The following is a 20,330-nucleotide window of genomic DNA, read 5'->3' as shown; positions in this document are numbered from 1 at the left end:
TTGATGATCTACGGACTTATAGCTCCGACGCCGACACTGCCGGGTGTTGAGCAGCGAAAGCTGTTACTGTTCTAAGTTGATCAGACCCAAGCAGCACCTTCCAGCATCACGGTCCGCGTGCAGGCCCCGCTAGTATGGCGTCTCCCTCGCTATCCCGAAACGGCACTCCATTGGTCCACGCACCAGCTTCGTTTGCAATTATCAACTTTTGCTAAGCTACTCATTCCAAAGAACTGCACTTTCGCTCGATTACGGTCGTTTTTCGTTGTGTGTCAGTAGCTTATTGTTTTAAAGCGAACTCATAATCCCTTGGTCGCTGGTTCGAGTCCAGCTGGGCCCACCACAGCATTCCAGATGTTGGTCTTCCTCTAGCCTGATGCAGGCCATTGCTCGCGTTAACCGCGAAACCGGTGGCCTTAATCATGGATTACATTGGTATTGCCCAGAAGCTGAAAGCGGCACTGGCGCATTATGTAATGACCCCCTGGTTTCTGCACACCCGCCGAGCGACTGGCAATGATGGCTATCCGCCGGATTTACAGGATGCAGCAGTGCAAACAGTGCTCCAGCAGGCCGAAGCCCTGACGGGGTTGTGGCAGTCAGCCTGATGCTTCGCATAGGACATCAACTGTCAAGTAACGCTTGACAGTTGATGTCGGCCTTGGCGTGTGAGGCAATTGACTACAATACAACGCCATACACGCACTTCAGGTTACCGCCTCCAGCCCTTTGCGCTCGATCAGGTTCAACAGCTTGAGTGACGGCCCGCTCGGCTTTTTGTCGCCGACTTCCCACTTTTGAACCGTCGACAGGCTGGTGTTCAGCACGGCGGCAAAAACCGCCTGGCTTACGTGCGCCTGTTCACGCAGCGCCTTGATCTGCTGCGGCGTTATTTCGTGCACATCGAGATGGCACAGCGCCTCGAACTCACCCATGCGACGCTTGCTGATCAGACCGGCGCCATGAAGCCCACGCGCTGTCTCGTGCATCTCGTCCAGAATTCGGCTGTTACGCTTTGTCGTCGCCATCACATATCTCCACAATTTCACCGGCAGCCAGCGCAATAGTCAGTTGCCGATCATCAAAACCAAGCAGCTCCCTTGCCACTTCCTGGAGCACCTTCAGTTCATCCTTATCGATGTTGGAACGCTCGTTCTTGCTGAAGCCATAGAGGAAAAACCAGCGCCCTGCCATTTTCGTAGCGACGATGGTTCTGGCTCCGCCACGCTTGCCCTGGCCAGGCAGCGCGACGCGCCTCTTCACAACATCACCACCCAAATCGGCATCCACGAACCCTTGGCTCATCTCTTGGACTGCGGCACATAGGGCTGCGTCGGTTAGCTCGGCCTTCTTCATCGAGCGGGTGAAGGTTCGGGTTTTGAACACTCGTCTCAACGTAAAACCATACCACTAAGTGCAATACATTGCCGGTGGGGGCCAGACTCCTGGCGACGCTGAGATGATGCCCAACAGCACTCACCTTTTGATTGGATAACGGTACGCCACTGGGTCCAGCTCCAGTTTTTGGAGCCGGTAGGCCAGCCTGGCCCGAGTGATGCCAAGTTCGCGTGCGGCCTGGGAGACATTGCCTTCGGTAGCGCTGAGTACGCGTTCGAGCATCTCCACCTCCCGCTGGGTCGTGGGCTCGTCGGCGTTGCTGGAGGGTCTGGCTTCAGCGGAGTCGGCGGGGCAGGCCGTCTCGAGGTCTCCCGCGTCGTTGATTCTTAGCCTGGGGCCAGGGTTCGAGGAGAACCCGGCGTCCTCGAACAGGTGGAAGACATCGATCGGCCCGCCATCCATGGCATTGATGACACCCCGCTCCACCAGGTTCTGAAGCTCGCGGATGTTGCCGGGGTAGTGGTATTCCAGCAAGGCGTCGGAGGCCTTGCGGGTAAGCCCGGTAATGGATTTTCGATAGCGCTGGGCGTAGAGGCGTGAAAAATGCTCGACCAGTAGCGGGATATCATCGCGCCGTTCCCGGAGCGGCGGGAGCCGGATCGGGAAGACGTTAAGACGGTAGTAGAGATCCTCTCTGAAGCGGCCGGCCTGTACCTCCTGAAAGAGATCCTTGTTCGAGGCGGCGACGATCCGCACGTCGACTTGGATCGGCTGCCCCCCGCCAACGCGCTCGATTTCGCCATTCTGCAGCGTGCGCAGCAGCTTGCCCTGGGCTTCCAGGCTCAGTGACGGGATTTCATCGAGAAAGAGGGTGCCGCCATTGGCGCGTTCGAAGCGTCCGGGCCGGCTGCGTTCCGCCCCGGTGAAGGCGCCTTTTTCTACGCCGAATAGCTCGGCCTCTATCAGCGTATCGGGGATTGCCGCGCAGTTGAGGGCGACGAAGGGACCATCGGCCAGCAAACTGCTGCGATGCAGCGCGTTGGCGAAGAGGTCCTTGCCCACGCCCGACTCGCCATTGAGCAGCACGGTGGCAGGCGTGGGGGCGACACGTTCGATCTTCTGCAAGGCGACGCTGACAGCGGCAGAGATACCCACGATTCTCTGGAAATCGTCACCGCTGGGTGTGTCTTCGGGGATAGACGACGCCTCGGCCTTTCTGCGCGCGGTGCGAGCCGCTGTCTGGGTGTTTGGCAACGTATGCCGATCGAGCTGCAGCCAACTGAGATCATCGATGTCGTCCATGCGCTCACTGGTCGATTCACCCACGATACGGCAGTGCGATGCGCCGCAGCCGGCACACTCCACTTCACGGTATATCACGCGCTTGCCATAGAAGGCGCTGGCATAGCCGCTGGCGTAGCCGAGCTGCATCCAGCAGATCGGCTCCTGGGAGAGCCCGTACGCCTTGACGTGCTCGGCGGCTTCGATGGAGTCATGCCAGAGAAACTCGGCGTCGAAAGTGCCGTTCGGAATATCGTGGTCGCGGCGTATCGTCTCGACTTTGACCATCCCCATGACGGCGTGCAATCGCTCTCCCGCGCTCAGTACCCCGGCATCATCGCTATCCGGCCAGTGCTTGCGCACGAACGTCGCATCCGAGGCGCCGGCCGAGAAGCCGACGCGCATCAGCAGGTCGCGTGCGCCGATGGGCCCCAGCGCCTCAATCAGCTCTCGACGCAAGGCGCCGAAGGAGTTGGCGCCGAACAGCAGCATGCGGCGCGTATCGAACCAGATCCGTCCGTCGTTGGGTGTGAAGCGAAGACTCTCCGTCAAGTCGTGTAGCGTCGGAGGATCTCCGGCATACAGCGCATCTTCGACGGAGTTGGCTCGCTGCGCTTGCGTCGCTATCTCCGAAAGGCGCAGTTTCTTGGGCATGTGGTTACCCTACCAAAGTCGCAGAAATGAATTCGATCCTGGCTCGGTTTTACAAAATTTTTTGTGAAAATTATGAATTTTATAAATCTTAAAGGATCGTTCTCTTCCCTGCCGTTATCCATTGGTCTTCAAGGTGGGTGAGATTCTGCTGGCTCAATGGGGAGTTATGCCCATTGATTATACAAAGGTCTACTCCTCTTCGTTAGTGGCACACCGCTTGCTCGTAGTTAATTGGCAAGCCATATGTCTCAGCATTTAGAGGAGAAAGACCGTGTTGAATGCACCTGCAAGTACTGCTTATAAAGTCGTCGAAGTACCCGAGCCGATGAAGGCAATGCAGGATCGATTCGGGCGAGAGGGGAGTTTCGTCGGGCGATCGGAAACGGAAAGTCCGTGGGTTCCTTTTGGCGAAAATGCGGCGATACGCCATCTCGCTTTCGATGTCAGGAACAATGTTTACTGCAATATCTTGTGGATAAAGGGCCCGGGTGTCATCGGTACGCATAAGCACCGAGGTATGGTCTGGGCTGTCGGAATGGAGGGGACGTTTCGTTATCTGGAGTACGACTGGACCTGCGGACCCGGTGAATTCATTACCGAAATGCCCGGCCAGGCCCACACGCTGGTGACCGATGAACCGAATGGCATGAAAGCGCTGTTCTGGATGCAGGGGGCCAATGAATTCTACGACGAAAATGGGGAGTGGGCAGAGACCTTGGATGTCTTCTGGTTCATCAACCACTACGTCACCTACTGCGAAGAAAACGGTATTCCCATCAACGAACAACTGTTTCTGTGAGGGATACCATGAGCGTTTTTAAACAGTTCAGTGTCGAGGGTCGCTCGGCATTGGTCACGGGTGGTGCCTCGGGCCTGGGGCTCGCGTATGTCGAAGTACTGGCGGAAAACGGCGCCAGGGTCACGCTCACGGATATCGACATCGAGACCGCAGAGCATGAAGCCGGCCGGTTGAGAGAGAGGGGGCTCGAAGTATACGCCCAGGCACTCGATGTGACCGACAGAGATCAAACGGATCTGGCATTCGAGGAACATATTCGTCACTTCGACGGCCTGGACATCGTCTTCGCCAATGCGGGGATCGACCCAGGCGCGGGCTTCTGGAATCCGGCCGGGTGGCGCAATGAAGAGGGACAGGTCGATACCCTGGACCCCGCCCGCTGGGACCGGACGATCGCCATCAACCTGACTGGCACCTTCAACACCGTGCGCATGGCGGCGAAGTACATGAAGCCCCAGCGCCGGGGGGCCATCGTCGTCACCTCGTCGAATGCCGCCATCATCACCGAGCCCGTGGTGGGGCTCCCCTACATGCCGGCCAAGGCCGGTGTCTCCCATATGGTCCGCCAACTGGCCTTGGAGCTCGCCGAGTTTGGGATACGCGTCAATACCATCGCGCCGGGGGGCTTCATCACCAATATCGGCGGCGGTTGGCTGAAAGACGAAACCGTACGCCGCAGTTGGGATGCCAAGGTGCCCCTGGGGCAGTTGGCGGAGCCGGAGCAGATCAAGGCACTCGCCCTCTATCTGGCCTCGGATGCGTCCTCGTATATGACGGGGGCGCAGTTGGTCATCGATGGGGGGACGTCTCTGGGGAGGGTCGGCTGATGCGTGCTGCCGTTTTTCAGGAGTTACATCGGCCTCTGGAAATCCGTGAGCTTCCCGATCCCACGCCGGGGGATGACGAGGTCGTCATCCAGGTGAAGCGGTGTGGGATCTGCGGCTCGGATTTGCACATGACCGAAGATGCCGTGTTCGGACTCTGCCCCGGTGCTGTGCTGGGTCACGAGTATGCCGGAGAGATCGTCGCCTGCGGCGCCGCGGTCGACAACCTGCGATCGGGTCAGCTGGTTTCCGTCATGCCATTCCGAAGTTGCGGGCAGTGCCTCTCCTGCCGGTCGGGGGATCCTGCGTGGTGTCGGCAAATGGTGCTCGAGGGCGGGGGCTATGGCGAGTACGCGGCAACCGCGGCACGCCAGTGTATTGCGCTGCCCGATGGCGTGAACACGGACGACGGCGCCATCGTCGAGCCGCTTGCTGTCGCGCTTCATGGGGTTCGGCTTTCCGGCATGCAACCCAGCGACCGAGTCCTGGTACTAGGTGCCGGCCCCATCGGTCTGGCGGTGGCTTTCTGGGCGCGTCGTTTCGGGGCGAGGCAGGTCGTCGTCCAGGACATTGCCCGGTATCAGGAGCAGCGAGCCCACGACATGGGGGCGACCGGTTTCATCTGCACGCCAGACGATCCCGTGGGGAGCGCGGAGCGTGAGCTCGGCGGGAAAGCGGATATCGTTTTCGAGTGTGCCGGTGCTCCAGGCCTCATTGCCCAAGCCATCGATCAGGTGCGCCCTCATGGCACCATTCTGCTCCTCGGCCTGTGTACCAAGCCTGACAGTTTCGTTCCCTTTGCCGCCCTGTCGAAGGAGATACGCCTTCAGACGGCTGCCTTCTTTTCCCAACGCGAATACGAAAGTGCCCTGGATGTGCTCGACGCCGGCGCTATCGAACCACGCCATTTGATTACCGAGACGGTGCCGCTGCAGAAGGTGCCATCGGTATTCGAGGCTCTAAAAAACCGCACTCGACAATGCAAGGTGCTCATCAGCCATGAACAACAACAATGCTAACCTCATGCCCAACGCACGCGCCAGCTCACGCTATCAGATCATTCTGGTAGCACTGCTGAGCTTGAACTTCGGTATCGTCTTCTTCGATAGGAATGCGCTGAGTTTCTTGATGCCATTCGTGCAGCCCGAACTCGGACTGACGAATACTCAAATAGGCCTGACAGCCTCCGCACTATCGATTGCCTGGGCCATATCGGGCATGGTGTTTGGTGCCATGTCCGATCGCAGTGGGCGCCGCAAGATCTTTCTCATTGTGGCCACCATCATCTTCTCACTCTGCTCCTTTCTGACGGGACTCGCCACCTCCTTCCTGATGCTGCTTGGCGCGCGGCTACTCATGGGGGTTGCAGAGGGCCCCATCCTGCCGATATCGCAGACGGTGACGGCCATGGAAGTCACGCCCGAACGCCGGGGTGTGGCCATGGGCGTGATGCAGAACTTCGGATCGAATCTGCTGGGCTCTTTCGCGGCTCCGGTGGTGCTGGTCGCCGTCGCCTCGACCTTTGGTTGGCGAGAGGCCTTCTTCCTCGCGGGGGTTCCCGGGCTGCTGGCCGCCGGACTTCTCTGGTGGCTGATGCGTGAGCCTGGCATCGCTCCGGTTCCGTCCGCCGTAGGCGATAAACCCGCCTCCCAGCGTCCGAGTATCAGGGAGATGCTTGCGCACCGAAACATCGTCATCTGTTCGCTCATGGCGATCCTGCTGATCGGCTACCTGGTGGTTTGCTGGTCCTTCATGCCGATCTACCTCACCAGTGTGCGGGGCTACTCCCCTCAAGCGATGGGTTGGCTGATGGGGACGCTGGGCATCTCGGCGGCCGTCGGAAGCTTCGTGGTCAGCGGTATCTCCGACAAGGTGGGTCGCAAGCCGGTCATGATCATCACGCCCTTCATGGGGTTGATTCTGACCTTGAGCGCTATGTACTTCCAAGGGCATGCGTTCATCCTGGCCATTCTGTTTTTCTTCGGTTGGTCCTTGAATGGCATATTTCCGCTGTTCATGGCCATCGTTCCCTCCGAAACAGTCGACCCACGTTACATCGCCACCACGCTCGGTTTTGTATGTGGTATCGGCGAAGTATTGGGTGGCGGTGTCATGCCGACCCTGGCTGGTGCAGCAGCCGACGTTGCCGGCCAGTCCGCACCGCTATGGTTGATGAGTGGCATCTGTGTCCTGGCAGGCATTCTGGCACTGGGGCTGAAGGAGACGGCACCAGCGATCTTGGCCAAGCGCTCGCAAGAGGCGCTAGCCTCGGCATCCCCCAATTGAGAGCTGCATCGTGATAGTCATGGTGACACCTCCTACACGAACTACTCGTGTAGGTAGTTGCTACAAGGGTGCTCCGCTCTCAATCAGCTATCAATGCCATCATCGTAGGTCGGCTGATAGCATGCGCAGTATCTGTTGCTGCACACTTATAAAGGAGGCCGCGAGCCGAGTGCCAGATGGCCAGCATGCGGCCATCTGGCACCTCCTATGGCCTTATCTCAATGATCAGAACTCCAGCCCCAGCGCGAAGCCGCCGATCAGGTAGCAGAACAGGGTAATCAGGACGATACCCACGACGTTGAGCACGACCCCGCCACGCGCCATCTGGCCGATGGTCACCGCACCGGTACCGAATACGATGGCGTTCGGCGGCGTACCCACCGGTAGCATAAAGGCGCAGGTTGCGGCAAAGGCGGCCGGGATCAGCAGCGTCATCGGGTCGGCGCCGATGCCGATGGCAACGCCCCCGAGCACGGGAATGAAGGTCGCGGCGGTGGCGGTGTTGCTGGTCACTTCGGTGAGGAACATGATGATCGTGGCGACGGCGGCGACCAGCAGGACGATTGGCAGCATGCCGAGGCCGGTGACCTGCTCGCCGAACCAGCCGTCGAGGCCGGACGCGGCAACGGCGCCAGCGAGGCTCAGGCCACCACCGAACAGCAGCAGCACCCCCCACGGCAGCCCTTTCTCGGCATCCTGCCAGGTCAGCACCATCTCGCCGCGTCCTTTGCCGGGCAGGATGAACATCGCAATGCCGGCGGCGATGGCGATAGCGGTGTCGTTGAGCTCACCCAGCGGCCCCAGCCGCTCGCCTATCCAGGGGAGATTGCCGAGCAGCCCGGGCACTACCCACAGGAATGCCGCCGAGCAAAACACCAGCATCACCATCTTCTCGCCCTGGCTGAATCTGCCAAGCTTGTGGATCTCGCCGGCGATCATCTCCTTGCCACCGGGAATCTCATCGACCTTGAAGGGGTAGAGCACCCGGGTCATCAGTATCCAGCCGATAAAGATGAAGGTGAAGGCCAGGGGCACGCCGAGCATCATCCACTCGAGGAAGCCGATATTGCGCCCCAGTTCGTCGGCGGCGTAGCCGGCGACGATGGCGTTGGGCGGGCTGCCGAGCAGGGTGCCGAGGCCGCCCATGCTGGCCGACCAGGCAATCGCCAGCAGCAGGCAGAGGCCGAAGCGCTTGATGTTGTCGTCGGCCATGACGTCCACATGACCCGGCTGGTGCGCGGCCTGTTCCTTGTCCGCGGCCTGGCCGTCGCTGTCTGTCGTGTCGGTTCGCTCGGCGATCAGGGCCAGCACGGAGAGGCCGATGGGCAGCATCATCAGCGTCGTTGCGGTGTTCGAGACCCACATCGAGAGAAAGCCCGTGGCGAGCATCATGCCGAGCACGATGCGCTTGGGCTCGACGCCTACCCGGGCCAGGGTCAGCAACGCGACGCGGCGATGGAGGTTCCACTTCTCCATGGCGATGGCGATCAAGAAGCCGCCGAGGAAGAGAAACACGATAGGACTGGCATAGGGGGAGGTGGCCTGGCTCACGGTGCGTTCCGTGAGCATCGGGATCAGCACGATCGGCAGCAGCGAGGTAACCGAGAGCGGAATCGCCTCGGTCATCCACCACACCGCCATCAGGGTACCGATTGCGGCGACCCAGCGGGCGTCGGATGAGAGCCCCTCGGCGAAGCCCATGGCGATCCAGACGATCAGCGCCATGATCAAGCCGAAGGCGCGCAGGACCCAGATCGTTCTGGCGGATCGCTCGCCGCCTCCCGGGCCCCCGGAAATATCCTCGTAGTCGATTTCCTGGCGTGATTGATCTGCCATTGCTATTCCTCCTCCATGATCCGTAATCGACGACTACCTTGTAGATCCTCCCGGCAATGTTGGAGCGGGTATGGCGTAAATTCCAGCGCTGGGCACGGCATGGTTCAGCCTTGGCCCTCTACCACTCTTCTACATTTGCCTATGCTTTGTCGAGTCTCAGCCCCTGGCCGGTGCCGCGGTCTCTACCTTCGCCTGGTCACGGGCCAGCTCCTCGCGCAGGCTGAGCCGGCGGTAGTAGAAGGTCACGAAGGTGGAGTTGATGACGATGAACAGCGAGTACATCACCGGAATCAGCAGCATCTGCTGCTGGGTGTCACCGCTGAACGAGAGGGTCACGATCAGCACCGCCAGAGGCCCGTTCTGGATCCCCGTTTCAAGCGACACGGTGCGCGCCTTCCGCGGGTCGAGGCGAGCAGCGCGGCTGAACCAGTAGCCGATCACGAAGCCGCACAGGCCGAGGCCAATGGCCGCCAGATAGACTTCGGGGCCGGTGGTCATCAGCAGCTGCCAGTTGCGCGGCACCCAGGTCGCGATCAGGAACACGATGACCACCACGCCGAGAATGCCACCCATCAGCTCGGTGCAGGCGCCGAGGTTGGCGTTGCGCCGGCGCAGCCACATTCCGAGCAGCGTCGGGACCAGCAGCACGCCGAGCACCGCGATGATATTGGCCGAGGGGATCTGGAAGGCCGCGTCGATGCCGGTGGTGTAGAGGGCCAGCACCAGCGGCACCATGACCACCGCGAGTAGCGTCGAGCAGACCGTCATCAGGATGGACAGGCCAAGTAGGCTCCTCGAGAAGTAGGCGAAGATATTGGAGGTGGTGCCGCCGGGCACGCAGCCCATCAGGATCAGGCTGACCGCCTGGATGGGCGGCAACTGCAGGGCACGGCCGATGAGGAAGGCGAGCAGCGGCATGAACAGGTACTGGGAAGCAAAGCCGATGCCGATCGCCTGGGGGTGGCGCATGGCGATGCGGAAATCCTTGAAGGTCAGCGACGACCCCATCCCCAGCATGATCACGGCCATCATCAGGGCCAGCAGCGTCTCCTCGAGTGGGCTTAGCATGCGCGGCTCCCGTCGGCGGTTGGCGGATGTTCCTTGAGGTACTCGGCCCGCAGGTCCTTGCGCAGCACCTTGCCGATCGGGCTCTTGGGCAGCTCGTCGACGAAGGCGATCTGCTTCGGCACCTTGTAGCGGGCCAGATGCTGGCGGCAGTGCGCTTTCACCGCATCGGGCGGGAGCTCGGCGCGGGTCACGATATAGGCGCGTACGGCCTCGCCGGTATCGGGGTCGGGGACGCCGATCACCCCCACTTCGTGGACGGCGTCGAGCAGAGCGATGCAGTCCTCCACCTCGTTGGGGTAGACGTTGAAGCCGCTGACCAGGATCAGGTCCTTCTTGCGGTCGACGATACGCAGATAGCCGTCCTCGTCCATGGCAGCGACATCCCCGGTGTATAGCCAGCCGTCGCGCAGCGCCTGGGCGGTCGCCTCCGGCTGCTGCCAATAGCCCAGCATGACTTGGGGGCCCTGGGCGGCGAGCTCGCCGGGCTCGCCCCGGACCGCCGGCTGACCGGCATCATCGACCAGACGGATCTCGGTGCCGGGCACCGGGATGCCGATGCTGCCCGGCTTGCGCACCCCGACCAGCGGGTTGAAGCACAGCACCGGCGAGCTTTCGGTGAGGCCGTAGCCCTCCACCAGGGGGGTGCCGGTGACCTTCTCCCAGCGCTCGGCCACGGCGGCATGCAGCGCCGTGCCACCGGCCGCCGCCGCGCGCAGCCGACGCGGCGGGTAGAGGGTGAACCACTCCTCATTGAGCAGGGCGTTGAAGAGCGTATTCACGCCGCTGATCCAGCTGATGGGGTAGTTCTCGATGGCCCGCTGAAGGTTCTGGATCGGCCGTGGGTTGGGCACCAGCACGTTGTGGGCGCCGTACTTGAAGAAGGCGAGCAGGTTCACCGAGAAGGCGAAGATATGGTAGAGCGGCAGGGCGGTTAGCACGCACTCCTCGCCGTCGCCGATGTGGGACCCGGCCATCGCCTCGATCTGCGTCACGTTGGCGAGCAGGTTGCCGTGGCTGAGCATGGCGCCCTTGGCAATGCCGGTGGTGCCGCCGGTGTACTGCAGCGCAGCAAGGCTCTCGGGGGGCAGGTCGCGCCAGTAGCTGGCGACTTCCACACCTTGTGCCTGACGTAGCTGCCTGCCCTTGGCCAGCGCCTGGCCGAGCGCGGTAGCCTCAACGCGGCAGGGAGGGATCACCCGGTTCCAGTGCTTGAGCACCGCCTTGACGACCTGGCGCACCACCGGTGGGAAGAACTGCGCCAGGCTGGTCACTACGACATGGCGGATGGCGGTGTTGGGCAACACCTCGGGCAGCTTGTCGACGAACATATCGACGATGACCAGCGCCTCGGCGCCGCTGTCGGCGAACTGCTGGGTCATCTCCGAGGCGGTATAGAGCGGGTTGGTGTTGACCAGCACGCAGCCGGCCTTGAGGATCCCGAAGACCACCACCGGGTAGCTCAGGCAGTTGGGCAGCTGCACCGCGACCCGGCTGCCGGGCGTAAGTCCTAGCCCTTCGCGCAGATAGACGGCGAAGGCGTCGGAAGCGTCGTCGACCTGGGCATAGCTGAGGGCGCCGTTCATGCCGTTGGGCATGCAGCTGGTGAACGCCTTCTGCGCGGCGAAGCGTGCGGCGCTGGCGCTGATCAGCGCCGCCAGGTTGGGGTGCTCAGGAGGTGGCAGCGTGGCCGGGATCGGGCCATAGTGGCGGACCCATGGGCGGTCTTGGGTGGCAGTTGGCGGCTCCATGCGGCTCCTTGTGACAGGGCTGAAGTATTGTTATCGCTTTTATCCTCCCTTATTAGCGGTAAATGGCCGCCATTGCACCCCCTTTCGTCTCTCCCAGGTTAATGGCGGATGGTGGCTTTGTTGAGCCCATGGGGATAACGTTAAGACGCTAACATAATTGCCAGGCGATGCCCGTCGCCGCAGAGCGGGCAGCTTGTTCAAGCCAGCGCGTAGCGTCAAAGACGCGAGTAGACGCCATGTCAGTCTCTGACTCAGGAGCCAAGATGCCGATCTATACCAATATCGAAGATCTGCGACGCCACTATGCACGCCGCACCCCCAAGATGTTCTACGACTATGCGGAGTCCGGCAGCTGGACGGAGCAGACCTTTCGCGATAACACCAGTGACTTCCAGCATATCCGCCTCAAGCAGCGGGTGGCGGTGGATATGGATGGGCGCACCACGCGTAGCCAGATGATCGGTGAAGACGTGGCCATGCCGGTGGCGCTGGCGCCGGTCGGGCTTACCGGCATGCAGTCTGCCGATGGCGAGATCAAGGCGGCTCGCGCGGCCGAGGCATTCGGCGTGCCCTATACGCTCTCGACCATGTCGATCTGCTCGATCGAGGACGTGGCCGAGCATACGACCAAGCCCTTCTGGTTTCAGGTCTACACGCTCAAGGATGACGACTTCATGCGTCGTCTGTTCGAGCGCGCCAAGGCCGCCAACTGCTCGGCGATCGTGGTCACGGTGGATCTGCAGGTCCTCGGCCAGCGCCACAAGGACATCAAGAATGGGCTCTCGGCACCGCCCAAGCTGACCGCGCGCTCGATTGCCGACATGGCCACCAAGATCCCCTGGGGGCTGGAGATGCTGCGCACCAAGCGCCGCTCTTTCGGCAATATCGTCGGCCATGCCAAAGGGGTGAGCGACCCCTCGTCACTCTCTACCTGGACGTCGGAAGCATTCGATGTCTCGTTGGACTGGAAACGTATCGCTCAATTCAAGGAGTGGTGGGGTGGCAAGCTGATCGTCAAGGGCATCATGGCGCCGGAGGATGCCCGGCGCGCCGTCGAGATCGGCGCCGACGCCATCATCGTCTCCAACCACGGCGGTCGTCAGCTCGACGGTGCCGTCAGCTCCATTCGCATGCTGCAGGCGATCATGGACGCGGTGGGCGATGACGTGGAAGTGCACCTCGATTCGGGGATTCGTTCCGGTCAGGACGTGCTCAAGGCGCTGGCCCTAGGCGCCAAGGGCACCTATATCGGCAGAGCCTACACCTACGGGCTGGGGGCGGCGGGCGAGGCCGGCGTGACCAGGGCACTGGAGATCATCCACAAGGAGCTGGATGTCACCATGGCGCTGTGTGGTGAAACGGACGTCAAGAATCTTGGCAAGCACAACCTGTATGTTCCCCGCGGCTTTGATGATCCCACCGTCAAGCTTTGACCGTGGGATGACGCTGCCGCCCTACTCAGGCCCAGGCCAGTCAAGATCTACCGCGATCGGGTCATGGTCCGAGGAGCGGAAAGGATCGGCCTGAAAGTAGGGCGCGGCACTGTCTGGCCCGTCGTAGCCGAGGAAAGGCGGCTCGTCGGCATTGATGGCCCACGGCCGCACCTCAGCGGCCGCCGCGGCCAGTTCGGGGCTGGCCAGGGCATGATCCAGGTAGCCCGATTCGCCCCGGAACACATAGCTATAGCGCCGCTCGGGCGGCAGCTCCCAGGCTATCAGGTCGATCATGCCTGCGCCGGTGAGAGTGCGGATCGGGTCCTCGGCGCCGTAGGCGTTGAGATCACCGATCAGCAGCAGGCGCGGGTGGCCCTCGGCGTCAGCGAGGCGCTCGATAAAGCCGTTCATGGCCTGTGCCTGCTCCACCCGGCGCTGGTTCCAGCAGCCCTGGCCGCGGTCGATATCGCCGCTGGAGGGGCAGCCGGTCTTGGACTTGAAGTGAGCGGTGATCACGCCGAAGGCCGGCCCACCCGCCACGCGGCGAAAGAAGGCCGCCAGCGGCGGGCGGTGGTGGGTCGGGGCGTTGTCGGCATAGAGCTCGCTGACGGCCTCCACTCGGTCCGGCCGGTAGATCAGAGCGACCTTGATGGCATCGGTGCCGCGGTCGGCCTCCCCGCCCACCGCGCGATAGTGGCCCCCCGTCCGTTCGCTGAGCTGCTCGACCAGGTCGTCCAGGGCAGCGGGGTCGTTCTCCACTTCCACCAGGGCCAGGATATCCGCCTGCAGGCCCTCCACCGCGGCGGCCAGCTTGGCCCGCTGGCGCTCCAGCTCTGCAGCATCCGCCGCACCGCGCTGGCCGAGGGTGGTGAAGTAGTTCTCGACGTTGAATGTCGCCACCCGCAGCCGTTCTCCGGGCTCTGGGAGCGCCTCCGGGCGCGGATTGGCATCCACGAAGTACGGCTCAGTGGTCGGATGCAGGCGGTAGGCGTCGAAGGCGTGGGCGAGTACCCCGGTCAGTCCCTCGACCGTGCTGCCCACACGACGGGTGCCCTCTTCATCCAGGTAGGGAATGGGGCTCGGGAAGGCGCGGTAGCTGCCGTCGTCGAGCAGAAGAGTCTCGTGTTGCTGGGGCTCGTTGGGTGTGTTGGTGGGCCGAAACAGGCGCTCGGCGGCAAGCGTCAGGGTGCCGTAGCGGGCCAGCTCGTAGTTGCCGGTAACGGTCAGCGGCTGGGAGAACTCCACCAGCAGTCCCTGTAGCGCTTCCAGTTCTGCTGCGTCGAGCGGCCACTCCACCGCCTTTGGCTCCGGGAATTGGTCGCTGACGCAGGCTGCGACCCGCTCGACTCGCTGCAATTGAATCTGGCCGCGGTGCTCTCCGGTCCGCGCATGGAGCTGCAGGTGCTGGCCGGGGGCGATAAGCTCGGCGTCGCTTTCTGTTGCCGCAGGCATATAGACGAACAGGCCGACAGGGCCCTCTTCGCTGGCCTGCTGGAGATAGAAGCCGTCAAGATTGTCGCGGCCGAGGAAGGCGCCGGTCACCACGCCCTCGGTGATCACCTCCTGGCCGGCGGGCAGCGGCGAGGGCTCGCCAACGCCCTTGATGGCGGCCAGGTCGGCGTTGGACTCCGCGGGGCAGCTGGCCGCCGCCGGTACCGTCAGCAGCAGGGTCAGCAGCCATGCGCCCGTGGTCACGATATGGCGCCGCTGTTTGCCGCTGGCAGGGGGCTGGGCGGTATTCGTCATGATGGCCTCCTTGGCAAACGCCGACACTGTCCTGGCTACGTCCTAGGTAATATCATAAGCGAATCAGCGGGATGGATACACTTGGTGCTGCCAAATTTATATTGCCATTTGTATTTTTATCAATGATTTTTAGGTTTTATATAAAGTCAGTTGGTCTTGAGGTTATGTTTTTTTATAAACGGCAGCGTGGCAAATAAGGAGATAAAGTCTATTTTTGGTTTTTTGAGATAATTAAGTACTTTTGCTTAGAAAAGACACTACACTCGAGCGAGTTGAACAGCACGAAAAGGCAAACCCGTCGAAAGTCGGGGACGCAAAGTCACCGGCCTAAAGGGTATAGCAGCCCCATGGTAGCGGGACCGCCGACATTCCATGTGGTTGCGGGCAGCTCTTTCGCTATGTCCGCCCCCTCATCGCATTGTTATCGGCCCTTCACCTGACCGGTGTTCACTCAAGCGATTATCGACGGCAAATAAGCCGTGGCAATTGCTGACAGGGGATTGATAAATGGCTACTTCTACTTTTATGTATAAGCATGCACGCAGCGCCGCGCTGGTTTCCGCTGTCGCACTTGGGAGTTTCGGGGCATCCAGCAGCTTTGCGGCAGAGTCTTCGACAACGGCGGAGGCCTCCGTTATTTCGCCCATCGCGATCACTACGGACGTGGATCTGAACTTCGGCAGGTTTGCGGCTGGCGTCGCAGTCGGCACCGTGACGGTTTCCACTAGCGGTGCCCGAACCTCGTCAGGGGATGTCATTCTGTCAACCATCGGCTCCTCACCGGCCGCCGCCAAGTTCGACGTCACCGGTGATGATAATGCGACTTATACCATTGCCTGGTCCGGTGCTACCTCACTGACCAATACAGCTGGGGCCGGGGAGACCATGGTGTTGGCACGAATCAGTGACCTGACCGCTGGCGATGCCACCTCTGGCGAAGTGGACACCGGTACGCTGAGCGAGACGGGTACCCAGTCCATCTACTTGGGTGGCACGCTGGATGTGGGTGCAGCGCAGGTAGCAGGCCTCTATACCGGCGATGTGACTGCCACGGTCGAGTACAACTAACCGTTCGTTGAGGTGTCTCGCCGGGCGCAAGCTCGGCGTTGCCAAAGGGGCGCCATGATGCGTCTTCCAGGGGTTCCACCATCCCTTCAGTTCACTTCCAGCAGAGCCTTCGTCAGCGGTATGACGAGGGATCTTACGCCTTCCGGGAGCGCTGCGATGACACGCCACTGGCCAATGATCACGGCTGGCGCTGCCCTGGCCATCATGATGGCATCCAAGGGATGGGCGCAGGACGTCGAGATCCATAATACCCGAGGGCTGTCGTTCGGCAGCTTCGTGGCCGGCAGTGGCGGCTGGGTCGCGGTCAGCACCAGTGGCGTACGCAGCGCCGGAGGCGATGTGCTGTTGATCCCCTCGAGCGTCGGTCTGCCCGCGGAGTATACGGTCACAGGCGATACCGAGGCGACCTATACGATTCAGTTGCCTGGCGACGACTTCGTCAAGCTGATGGGCCCGGGCGGCGATATGGTCGTCAACGACTTTACCAGTTCTCCTGCCGGAGCCGACGGCCAATTGAGCGGGGGAGGCTCCCAGACCCTGACGGTTGGGGGCAGGCTCAACGTTGGCAGCGGTCAGGCGCCGGGTGCTTACTCCGGTACCTTCCACATTACCGTGAATTACAACTGATGCATCCCTGGCACTGCGGCTGGGTAGTGACCAGCGTGACCCGGGCCCTCCCGTACATCCGATAAACGCGACAAATGGATCCCGCCATGCTTCCCGATGCCTTGAGCCAGAAAGCGCGTCTCATGACGTTGCTGTACCGCGTCACCCTGTGTGTCCTGCTGCTCATATTGCCGGCGAGTCAGGCGATGGCCCAGCTGATGCTCTATCCGACCCGAATTGTCCTCGAGGGCAATCAGCGCTCGGCCGAGTTGGAACTGATCAACAACGGTACCCAAAGCGCCACCTATCGCATTGCCCTGGTCAACCGACGCATGAGCGAAACGGGCGCTTTTACGGAGACCGATACGCCCTTGCCTGGCGAACGATTCGCCGATGAGCTGCTGCGCTACTCGCCGCGCCAGGTGACCCTGGAACCCGGCGTCGGGCAGGCTATCCGCATCATGGTGCAGAAGCCGGCTGATCTGGCGGTTGGCGAGTATCGCTCGCACCTGCTGTTTACGCAGCAGCCCGATAGCCAGGGCAGTCGCAGCATCGAGAGCCGTGGTGCCGGTGCCGCTGAGGGGATAGGGATCCAGTTGACGGCGCTGGTCGGCGCGTCGATCCCGGTGATCGTTCGGCATGGCAGTACCGACGCTAGCGTCTCGCTGACCGGGCTCGCGCTTCAGCGCGCATCGAGCGGCGCGCCGCTGCTTGGCCTGCAGATGCAGCGTAGCGGCACGCAATCGGTCTACGGCGACCTGACCGTCAGCTTCACTCCGAGAAGCGGGGACGAGCAGGTCATTGGCCGTGCCAATGGGGTGGCGGTCTATACCCCCAACCCGCTGCGCCGGGCGAGCATCGTACTGCGACCGCCGAGTGGCCTACCGCTCAGCAACGGCACGCTTCGCGTCACCTATCGGGAGCAGGCGAAGGATGGTGGCCGGCTGTTGGCCGAGGCGCAGCTATCGCTATAGGGCTCTCGCTCCCTGGTAGCTCGCCATGACATTCGCTACCGCCCGCCGGGCCGGTCAGTTGGCGATACTGATTCTAGTGCTCCTGCTGTTTGCCCATGCCCCGGTCCTGACGGCCGAGGAGCATGCCAGCGAGCCGGAGTTTCTGCTGCTGGAAGTGCGCCTGGATCAGTTCGTCCTGTCGAACGCCATCCCCGCCTATGAGGTGGGGGAGCATACCCTGCTGCCACTCGGCGAGCTGGCAAGACTGCTGACCATTGCCATCCAGACTCAGCCCCGGGAAGGGTCCGCCACTGGTTTCATTCTCAGTGAGGATCGTGGCTTCAGCCTGAACCTGGGCAACGCCAGCGTGACCCGTAGCGGGGCGACCGAGACATTCGATCCGGCGCTGGCGCTGACAGAGCCGGACGACCTCTATATTGCCGCGTCCCTGCTCGAGCGCTGGCTGCCGCTGGCGCTCGAGATCGAGCGTGGTAGCCTCTCGCTGCGCGTGACTGCCCTCGAGGCCTTGCCTCTGCAGGCCCGGCTCGACCGGGAGCGCCTGGGGGGGCGTGCCGGTGCGCGTGCCGGCTATGAAGATCCCGGATATCCCCATCACCGGCAGCCATACCGCCTGCTGAGCCTGCCGTCCATCGATCAGACCCTGGCAACGGAGCTGCGGCGCACCCAGGATGGCGTCCAGAGCGACGCACGCTATACCGCTTTTGTCACCGGTGACCTGCTGGGCATGGAGTCCTCGCTCTACTTTTCCAGCCGTCATCAGGGCCGCTCGCCGGAAGTGCGGGCCACGTTCCAGCGCTATGATCCAGGGGCGAACCTGCTGGGTCCGCTGCAAGCGCGTTCCGTCAGGTTCGGTAGCCTCTCGACCGCCAGCGTGGACAATATCACCCGCGGCACTCGCGGCGAGGGGGTGACCTTGAGCAACCGGCCCCTGACACGCCCTACCAGCTTTGACCGCCAGGCCTTCGAAGGTGACTTGCCCCCGGGATGGGACGTGGAACTCTATTACAACGATGCCCTGGTGGGGTTTGCACTCGCCGATGCCGAGGGACGCTATCGTTTCGACGACCAGCCCCTGAGCTACGGCCGCAATGATTTCCGCCTGCTGTTCAACGGCCCCCTGGGCCAGACGCGGGTCGAGCGATACAGCTTTCCGCTGGATCAATCCATGGTGCGTCCTGGGGAATTCCAGTACAGCGTGACGGAGCATCGGGACGATGCTGGGCAAACCCGATCCATCGTCCAGTTCGACCTCGGGCTGGCGCGTTCGTTGACCGCCTCGGCGGGGATGGTTCGGGCACCGGTGAGCGGGGGCGAGACGCTCTATACCAACCTCGGGGTGAGGACCTTCTGGCAGTCGCTGAGTATCGGCGCAGATGTCGTCCAGGCCAGTGACGGCGGGTCACTCGCCGAACTCGGTGTCCAGACGCGCATCGGCGGCGTGGCGGTGGATGCGAGTCGTGCCCATCTGAGCGATTTCACCAGCGAGCTATTTCCCAGTCGCAGCGACCCCGTTCGCACCCGCGATGCGCTTCGACTCAGCGGCAGTGTGCCGCTGACACCGCGTCAACGCCTGCCCGTCACGCTCGAGGCGGCGCGAGATGAACGCCAGTCCGGGGTGACCGATACCCATGTCAGCGCTCGCGTGTCGGCGTATGTGAAGCGCACAGCTGTCACCAATACCCTGCGCTGGCACGCCTCCGGTAACAACGAGCACACCGCCGGCAGCCTGCAGATTAGCCGCCGCGTGCGCGATACGAGTTGGCGCGGCCAGGTCGAATACCTGCTGGGCGCGGAGAGCGACGTCTCCTCGCTGGCGCTCGCCGCCGACAGGTACCTGGCAGACGGCTATCGTGGCACGCTGAGCGTCGCCCACACCTTCGTGGAACCCGAAACCCGCTACACGGCGGGGTTGACCAAAAGCCTGGGCAGCTTCGGGCTTGGCGTGAACGCAAGCTACATCGATACGGGAGACATGGTGCTGGGGGCACAGCTGTTTGTGGCCATGGGTCGAGATTCCCGGCGCTCCCGCTGGCGCTACAGTGCCCGACCCATGGCCAACAGCGGTGCCGCTTCCATACGCGTGTTCATGGACCCCAATCACAGCGGTGGGATGAACGCTGCTGACGCGCCGCTGGAGAGCGTGGGGTTCACGGTCAACGGCAGCAGGCGCCAGGTCCGCACGGATGCGTCGGGCATTGCCTATATCGAGCACTTGCCGGTCAATCAGTATGTCGATATCGGGGTCGATACCTCGACCCTGCTAAACCCGCAGTGGGCACCCGAGGTGGAAGGGATGCGGCTGGTGCCAAGACCCGGCAGCGTGGCCAGGCTGGAGTTTCCCATGCGCATGACCACGGAGATCGACGGCACGGTCTATCTTCGCGAAGACGGTATCGAGCGCGGCGTAGGCGACCTGGAACTGCAGCTGCTGAACGATCGGCAAGAGACCGTGGGCCAGGCAACGAGCAGCTGGGATGGCTTCTATATCATTTCAGGGGTAGCGGCCGGGGATTACGGCTTGAGAATTTCACCGCAACAACTGCAGCGCCTGAATCTGGCGGATGCCGGCACAAGGGAACTGAGCGTGTCGGGCGATGGCGCCTTTATCAGCGGCATCGATCTGATGGTCTGGTGAGCCTTAACCCGACCGTAGCAAAATATATGTTACG

At 62.2% G+C, this 20,330-nt stretch carries 17 protein-coding genes and 1 riboswitch; of the genes, 10 read left to right on the top strand and 7 right to left on the bottom strand.

Annotated features, from left to right (window positions below; genetic code table 11):
* Positions 1 to 422: 422 nt before the first annotated feature.
* Positions 423 to 608: a hypothetical protein gene (locus IEI94_RS13950; protein WP_191167901.1), complete on the top strand. Its 186-nt coding sequence runs from the start codon at positions 423 to 425 to the stop codon at positions 606 to 608.
* A 99-nt stretch (positions 609 to 707) separates the two neighbouring features.
* Here the strand turns inward: IEI94_RS13950 and IEI94_RS13945 are convergent, their stop codons facing one another.
* The 3 genes from IEI94_RS13945 to IEI94_RS13935 form a co-directional block, all read right to left on the bottom strand.
* Positions 708 to 1,028: a helix-turn-helix domain-containing protein gene (locus IEI94_RS13945; RefSeq protein ID WP_191167900.1), complete on the bottom strand. Its 321-nt coding sequence runs from the start codon at positions 1,026 to 1,028 to the stop codon at positions 708 to 710.
* Positions 1,009 to 1,386, bottom strand: a complete 378-nt coding sequence (locus tag IEI94_RS13940; RefSeq protein ID WP_318153399.1) for a type II toxin-antitoxin system RelE/ParE family toxin — start codon at positions 1,384 to 1,386, stop codon at positions 1,009 to 1,011. Before IEI94_RS13940 ends, IEI94_RS13945 begins: the two co-directional genes overlap by 20 nt.
* A 90-nt stretch (positions 1,387 to 1,476) precedes the next feature.
* Positions 1,477 to 3,273 (bottom strand): sigma-54-dependent Fis family transcriptional regulator, encoded by a 1,797-nt coding sequence (locus tag IEI94_RS13935; RefSeq protein WP_191167898.1) that lies wholly within the window; start codon positions 3,271 to 3,273, stop codon positions 1,477 to 1,479.
* 271 nt (positions 3,274 to 3,544) lie between these two features.
* On the opposite strand from IEI94_RS13935, the gene IEI94_RS13930 reads away from it, so the two are divergent.
* The 4 genes from IEI94_RS13930 to IEI94_RS13915 are packed head-to-tail and all read left to right on the top strand — an operon-like array spanning position 3,545 to position 7,182.
* Complete coding sequence (locus tag IEI94_RS13930; protein WP_224750146.1) at positions 3,545 to 4,072, top strand: 2,4'-dihydroxyacetophenone dioxygenase family protein; 528 nt, start codon at positions 3,545 to 3,547, stop codon at positions 4,070 to 4,072.
* Positions 4,073 to 4,080: 8 nt separating this feature from the next.
* Complete coding sequence (locus tag IEI94_RS13925; protein WP_191167897.1) at positions 4,081 to 4,899, top strand: SDR family NAD(P)-dependent oxidoreductase; 819 nt, start codon at positions 4,081 to 4,083, stop codon at positions 4,897 to 4,899.
* Entirely contained in the window at positions 4,899 to 5,915 is a 1,017-nt protein-coding gene (locus IEI94_RS13920; protein WP_191167896.1) for an alcohol dehydrogenase catalytic domain-containing protein, read from the top strand. Before IEI94_RS13925 ends, IEI94_RS13920 begins: the two co-directional genes overlap by 1 nt.
* The gene (locus tag IEI94_RS13915; protein WP_191167895.1) at positions 5,896 to 7,182 is read left to right on the top strand and encodes an MFS transporter; all 1,287 of its coding nucleotides are present in this window, start codon (positions 5,896 to 5,898) and stop codon (positions 7,180 to 7,182) included. The genes IEI94_RS13920 and IEI94_RS13915 overlap by 20 nt, the downstream gene beginning before the upstream one ends.
* A gap of 225 nt (positions 7,183 to 7,407) precedes the next feature.
* Here IEI94_RS13915 and IEI94_RS13910 read toward each other — a convergent pair whose 3' ends face one another.
* The 3 genes from IEI94_RS13910 to IEI94_RS13900 all read right to left on the bottom strand — a co-directional run bounded on the left by IEI94_RS13910 (position 7,408) and on the right by IEI94_RS13900 (position 11,834).
* Positions 7,408 to 9,018 carry an SLC13 family permease gene (locus tag IEI94_RS13910; protein WP_191167894.1) on the bottom strand — a complete coding sequence of 537 codons (1,611 nt, stop codon included), beginning with the start codon at positions 9,016 to 9,018 and terminating at the stop codon, positions 7,408 to 7,410.
* A gap of 156 nt (positions 9,019 to 9,174) precedes the next feature.
* Entirely contained in the window at positions 9,175 to 10,086 is a 912-nt protein-coding gene (locus IEI94_RS13905) for a bile acid:sodium symporter (protein WP_191167893.1), read from the bottom strand.
* Positions 10,080 to 11,834 carry an AMP-binding protein gene (locus tag IEI94_RS13900; protein WP_191167892.1) on the bottom strand — a complete coding sequence of 585 codons (1,755 nt, stop codon included), beginning with the start codon at positions 11,832 to 11,834 and terminating at the stop codon, positions 10,080 to 10,082. Before IEI94_RS13900 ends, IEI94_RS13905 begins: the two co-directional genes overlap by 7 nt.
* A gap of 263 nt (positions 11,835 to 12,097) precedes the next feature.
* On the opposite strand from IEI94_RS13900, the gene IEI94_RS13895 reads away from it, so the two are divergent.
* The gene (locus IEI94_RS13895; RefSeq protein ID WP_191167891.1) at positions 12,098 to 13,267 is read left to right on the top strand and encodes an alpha-hydroxy acid oxidase; all 1,170 of its coding nucleotides are present in this window, start codon (positions 12,098 to 12,100) and stop codon (positions 13,265 to 13,267) included.
* 21 nt (positions 13,268 to 13,288) lie between these two features.
* Here the strand turns inward: IEI94_RS13895 and IEI94_RS13890 are convergent, their stop codons facing one another.
* Positions 13,289 to 15,013: an ExeM/NucH family extracellular endonuclease gene (locus IEI94_RS13890; RefSeq protein WP_191167890.1), complete on the bottom strand. Its 1,725-nt coding sequence runs from the start codon at positions 15,011 to 15,013 to the stop codon at positions 13,289 to 13,291.
* A gap of 278 nt (positions 15,014 to 15,291) precedes the next feature.
* A riboswitch (cyclic di-GMP riboswitch) is annotated at positions 15,292 to 15,380 on the top strand.
* Between the two features lie 140 nt (positions 15,381 to 15,520).
* Between IEI94_RS13890 and IEI94_RS13885 the strand changes: the two genes are divergently transcribed.
* The 4 genes from IEI94_RS13885 to IEI94_RS13870 all read left to right on the top strand — a co-directional run bounded on the left by IEI94_RS13885 (position 15,521) and on the right by IEI94_RS13870 (position 20,296).
* The gene (locus tag IEI94_RS13885; RefSeq protein ID WP_191167889.1) at positions 15,521 to 16,081 is read left to right on the top strand and encodes a DUF4402 domain-containing protein; all 561 of its coding nucleotides are present in this window, start codon (positions 15,521 to 15,523) and stop codon (positions 16,079 to 16,081) included.
* 156 nt (positions 16,082 to 16,237) lie between these two features.
* Entirely contained in the window at positions 16,238 to 16,708 is a 471-nt protein-coding gene (locus IEI94_RS13880) for a DUF4402 domain-containing protein (RefSeq protein ID WP_191167888.1), read from the top strand.
* A 122-nt stretch (positions 16,709 to 16,830) separates the two neighbouring features.
* Positions 16,831 to 17,661 carry a molecular chaperone gene (locus tag IEI94_RS13875; protein WP_224750145.1) on the top strand — a complete coding sequence of 277 codons (831 nt, stop codon included), beginning with the start codon at positions 16,831 to 16,833 and terminating at the stop codon, positions 17,659 to 17,661.
* Between the two features lie 25 nt (positions 17,662 to 17,686).
* On the top strand, positions 17,687 to 20,296 hold the full coding sequence (locus tag IEI94_RS13870) for a hypothetical protein (RefSeq protein ID WP_191167886.1): 2,610 nt from the start codon (positions 17,687 to 17,689) through the stop codon (positions 20,294 to 20,296).
* Positions 20,297 to 20,330: the final 34 nt, after the last annotated feature.

Source organism: Halomonas sp. ML-15, assembly GCF_014779595.1.
Taxonomy (GTDB): Bacteria; Pseudomonadota; Gammaproteobacteria; order Pseudomonadales; family Halomonadaceae; genus Franzmannia.
This window is presented reverse-complemented; position numbering and strand designations above follow the sequence as displayed.

Bases quoted from the DNA above. Each gene is read 5' to 3' on its own strand.
- IEI94_RS13900 (WP_191167892.1), bottom strand. From the start codon at position 11,834: ATGGAGCCGCCAACTGCCACCCAAGACCGCCCATGGGTCCGCCACTAT.
- IEI94_RS13905 (WP_191167893.1), bottom strand. From the start codon at position 10,086: ATGCTAAGCCCACTCGAGGAGACGCTGCTGGCCCTGATGATGGCCGTG.
- IEI94_RS13880 (WP_191167888.1), top strand. From the start codon at position 16,238: ATGACACGCCACTGGCCAATGATCACGGCTGGCGCTGCCCTGGCCATC.
- IEI94_RS13875 (WP_224750145.1), top strand. From the start codon at position 16,831: ATGACGTTGCTGTACCGCGTCACCCTGTGTGTCCTGCTGCTCATATTG.
- IEI94_RS13885 (WP_191167889.1), top strand. From the start codon at position 15,521: ATGGCTACTTCTACTTTTATGTATAAGCATGCACGCAGCGCCGCGCTG.
- IEI94_RS13870 (WP_191167886.1), top strand. From the start codon at position 17,687: ATGACATTCGCTACCGCCCGCCGGGCCGGTCAGTTGGCGATACTGATT.
- IEI94_RS13910 (WP_191167894.1), bottom strand. From the start codon at position 9,018: ATGGCAGATCAATCACGCCAGGAAATCGACTACGAGGATATTTCCGGG.
- IEI94_RS13945 (WP_191167900.1), bottom strand. From the start codon at position 1,028: ATGGCGACGACAAAGCGTAACAGCCGAATTCTGGACGAGATGCACGAG.
- IEI94_RS13890 (WP_191167890.1), bottom strand. From the start codon at position 15,013: ATGACGAATACCGCCCAGCCCCCTGCCAGCGGCAAACAGCGGCGCCAT.
- IEI94_RS13920 (WP_191167896.1), top strand. From the start codon at position 4,899: ATGCGTGCTGCCGTTTTTCAGGAGTTACATCGGCCTCTGGAAATCCGT.
- IEI94_RS13895 (WP_191167891.1), top strand. From the start codon at position 12,098: ATGCCGATCTATACCAATATCGAAGATCTGCGACGCCACTATGCACGC.
- IEI94_RS13935 (WP_191167898.1), bottom strand. From the start codon at position 3,273: ATGCCCAAGAAACTGCGCCTTTCGGAGATAGCGACGCAAGCGCAGCGA.
- IEI94_RS13950 (WP_191167901.1), top strand. From the start codon at position 423: ATGGATTACATTGGTATTGCCCAGAAGCTGAAAGCGGCACTGGCGCAT.
- IEI94_RS13925 (WP_191167897.1), top strand. From the start codon at position 4,081: ATGAGCGTTTTTAAACAGTTCAGTGTCGAGGGTCGCTCGGCATTGGTC.
- IEI94_RS13915 (WP_191167895.1), top strand. From the start codon at position 5,896: ATGAACAACAACAATGCTAACCTCATGCCCAACGCACGCGCCAGCTCA.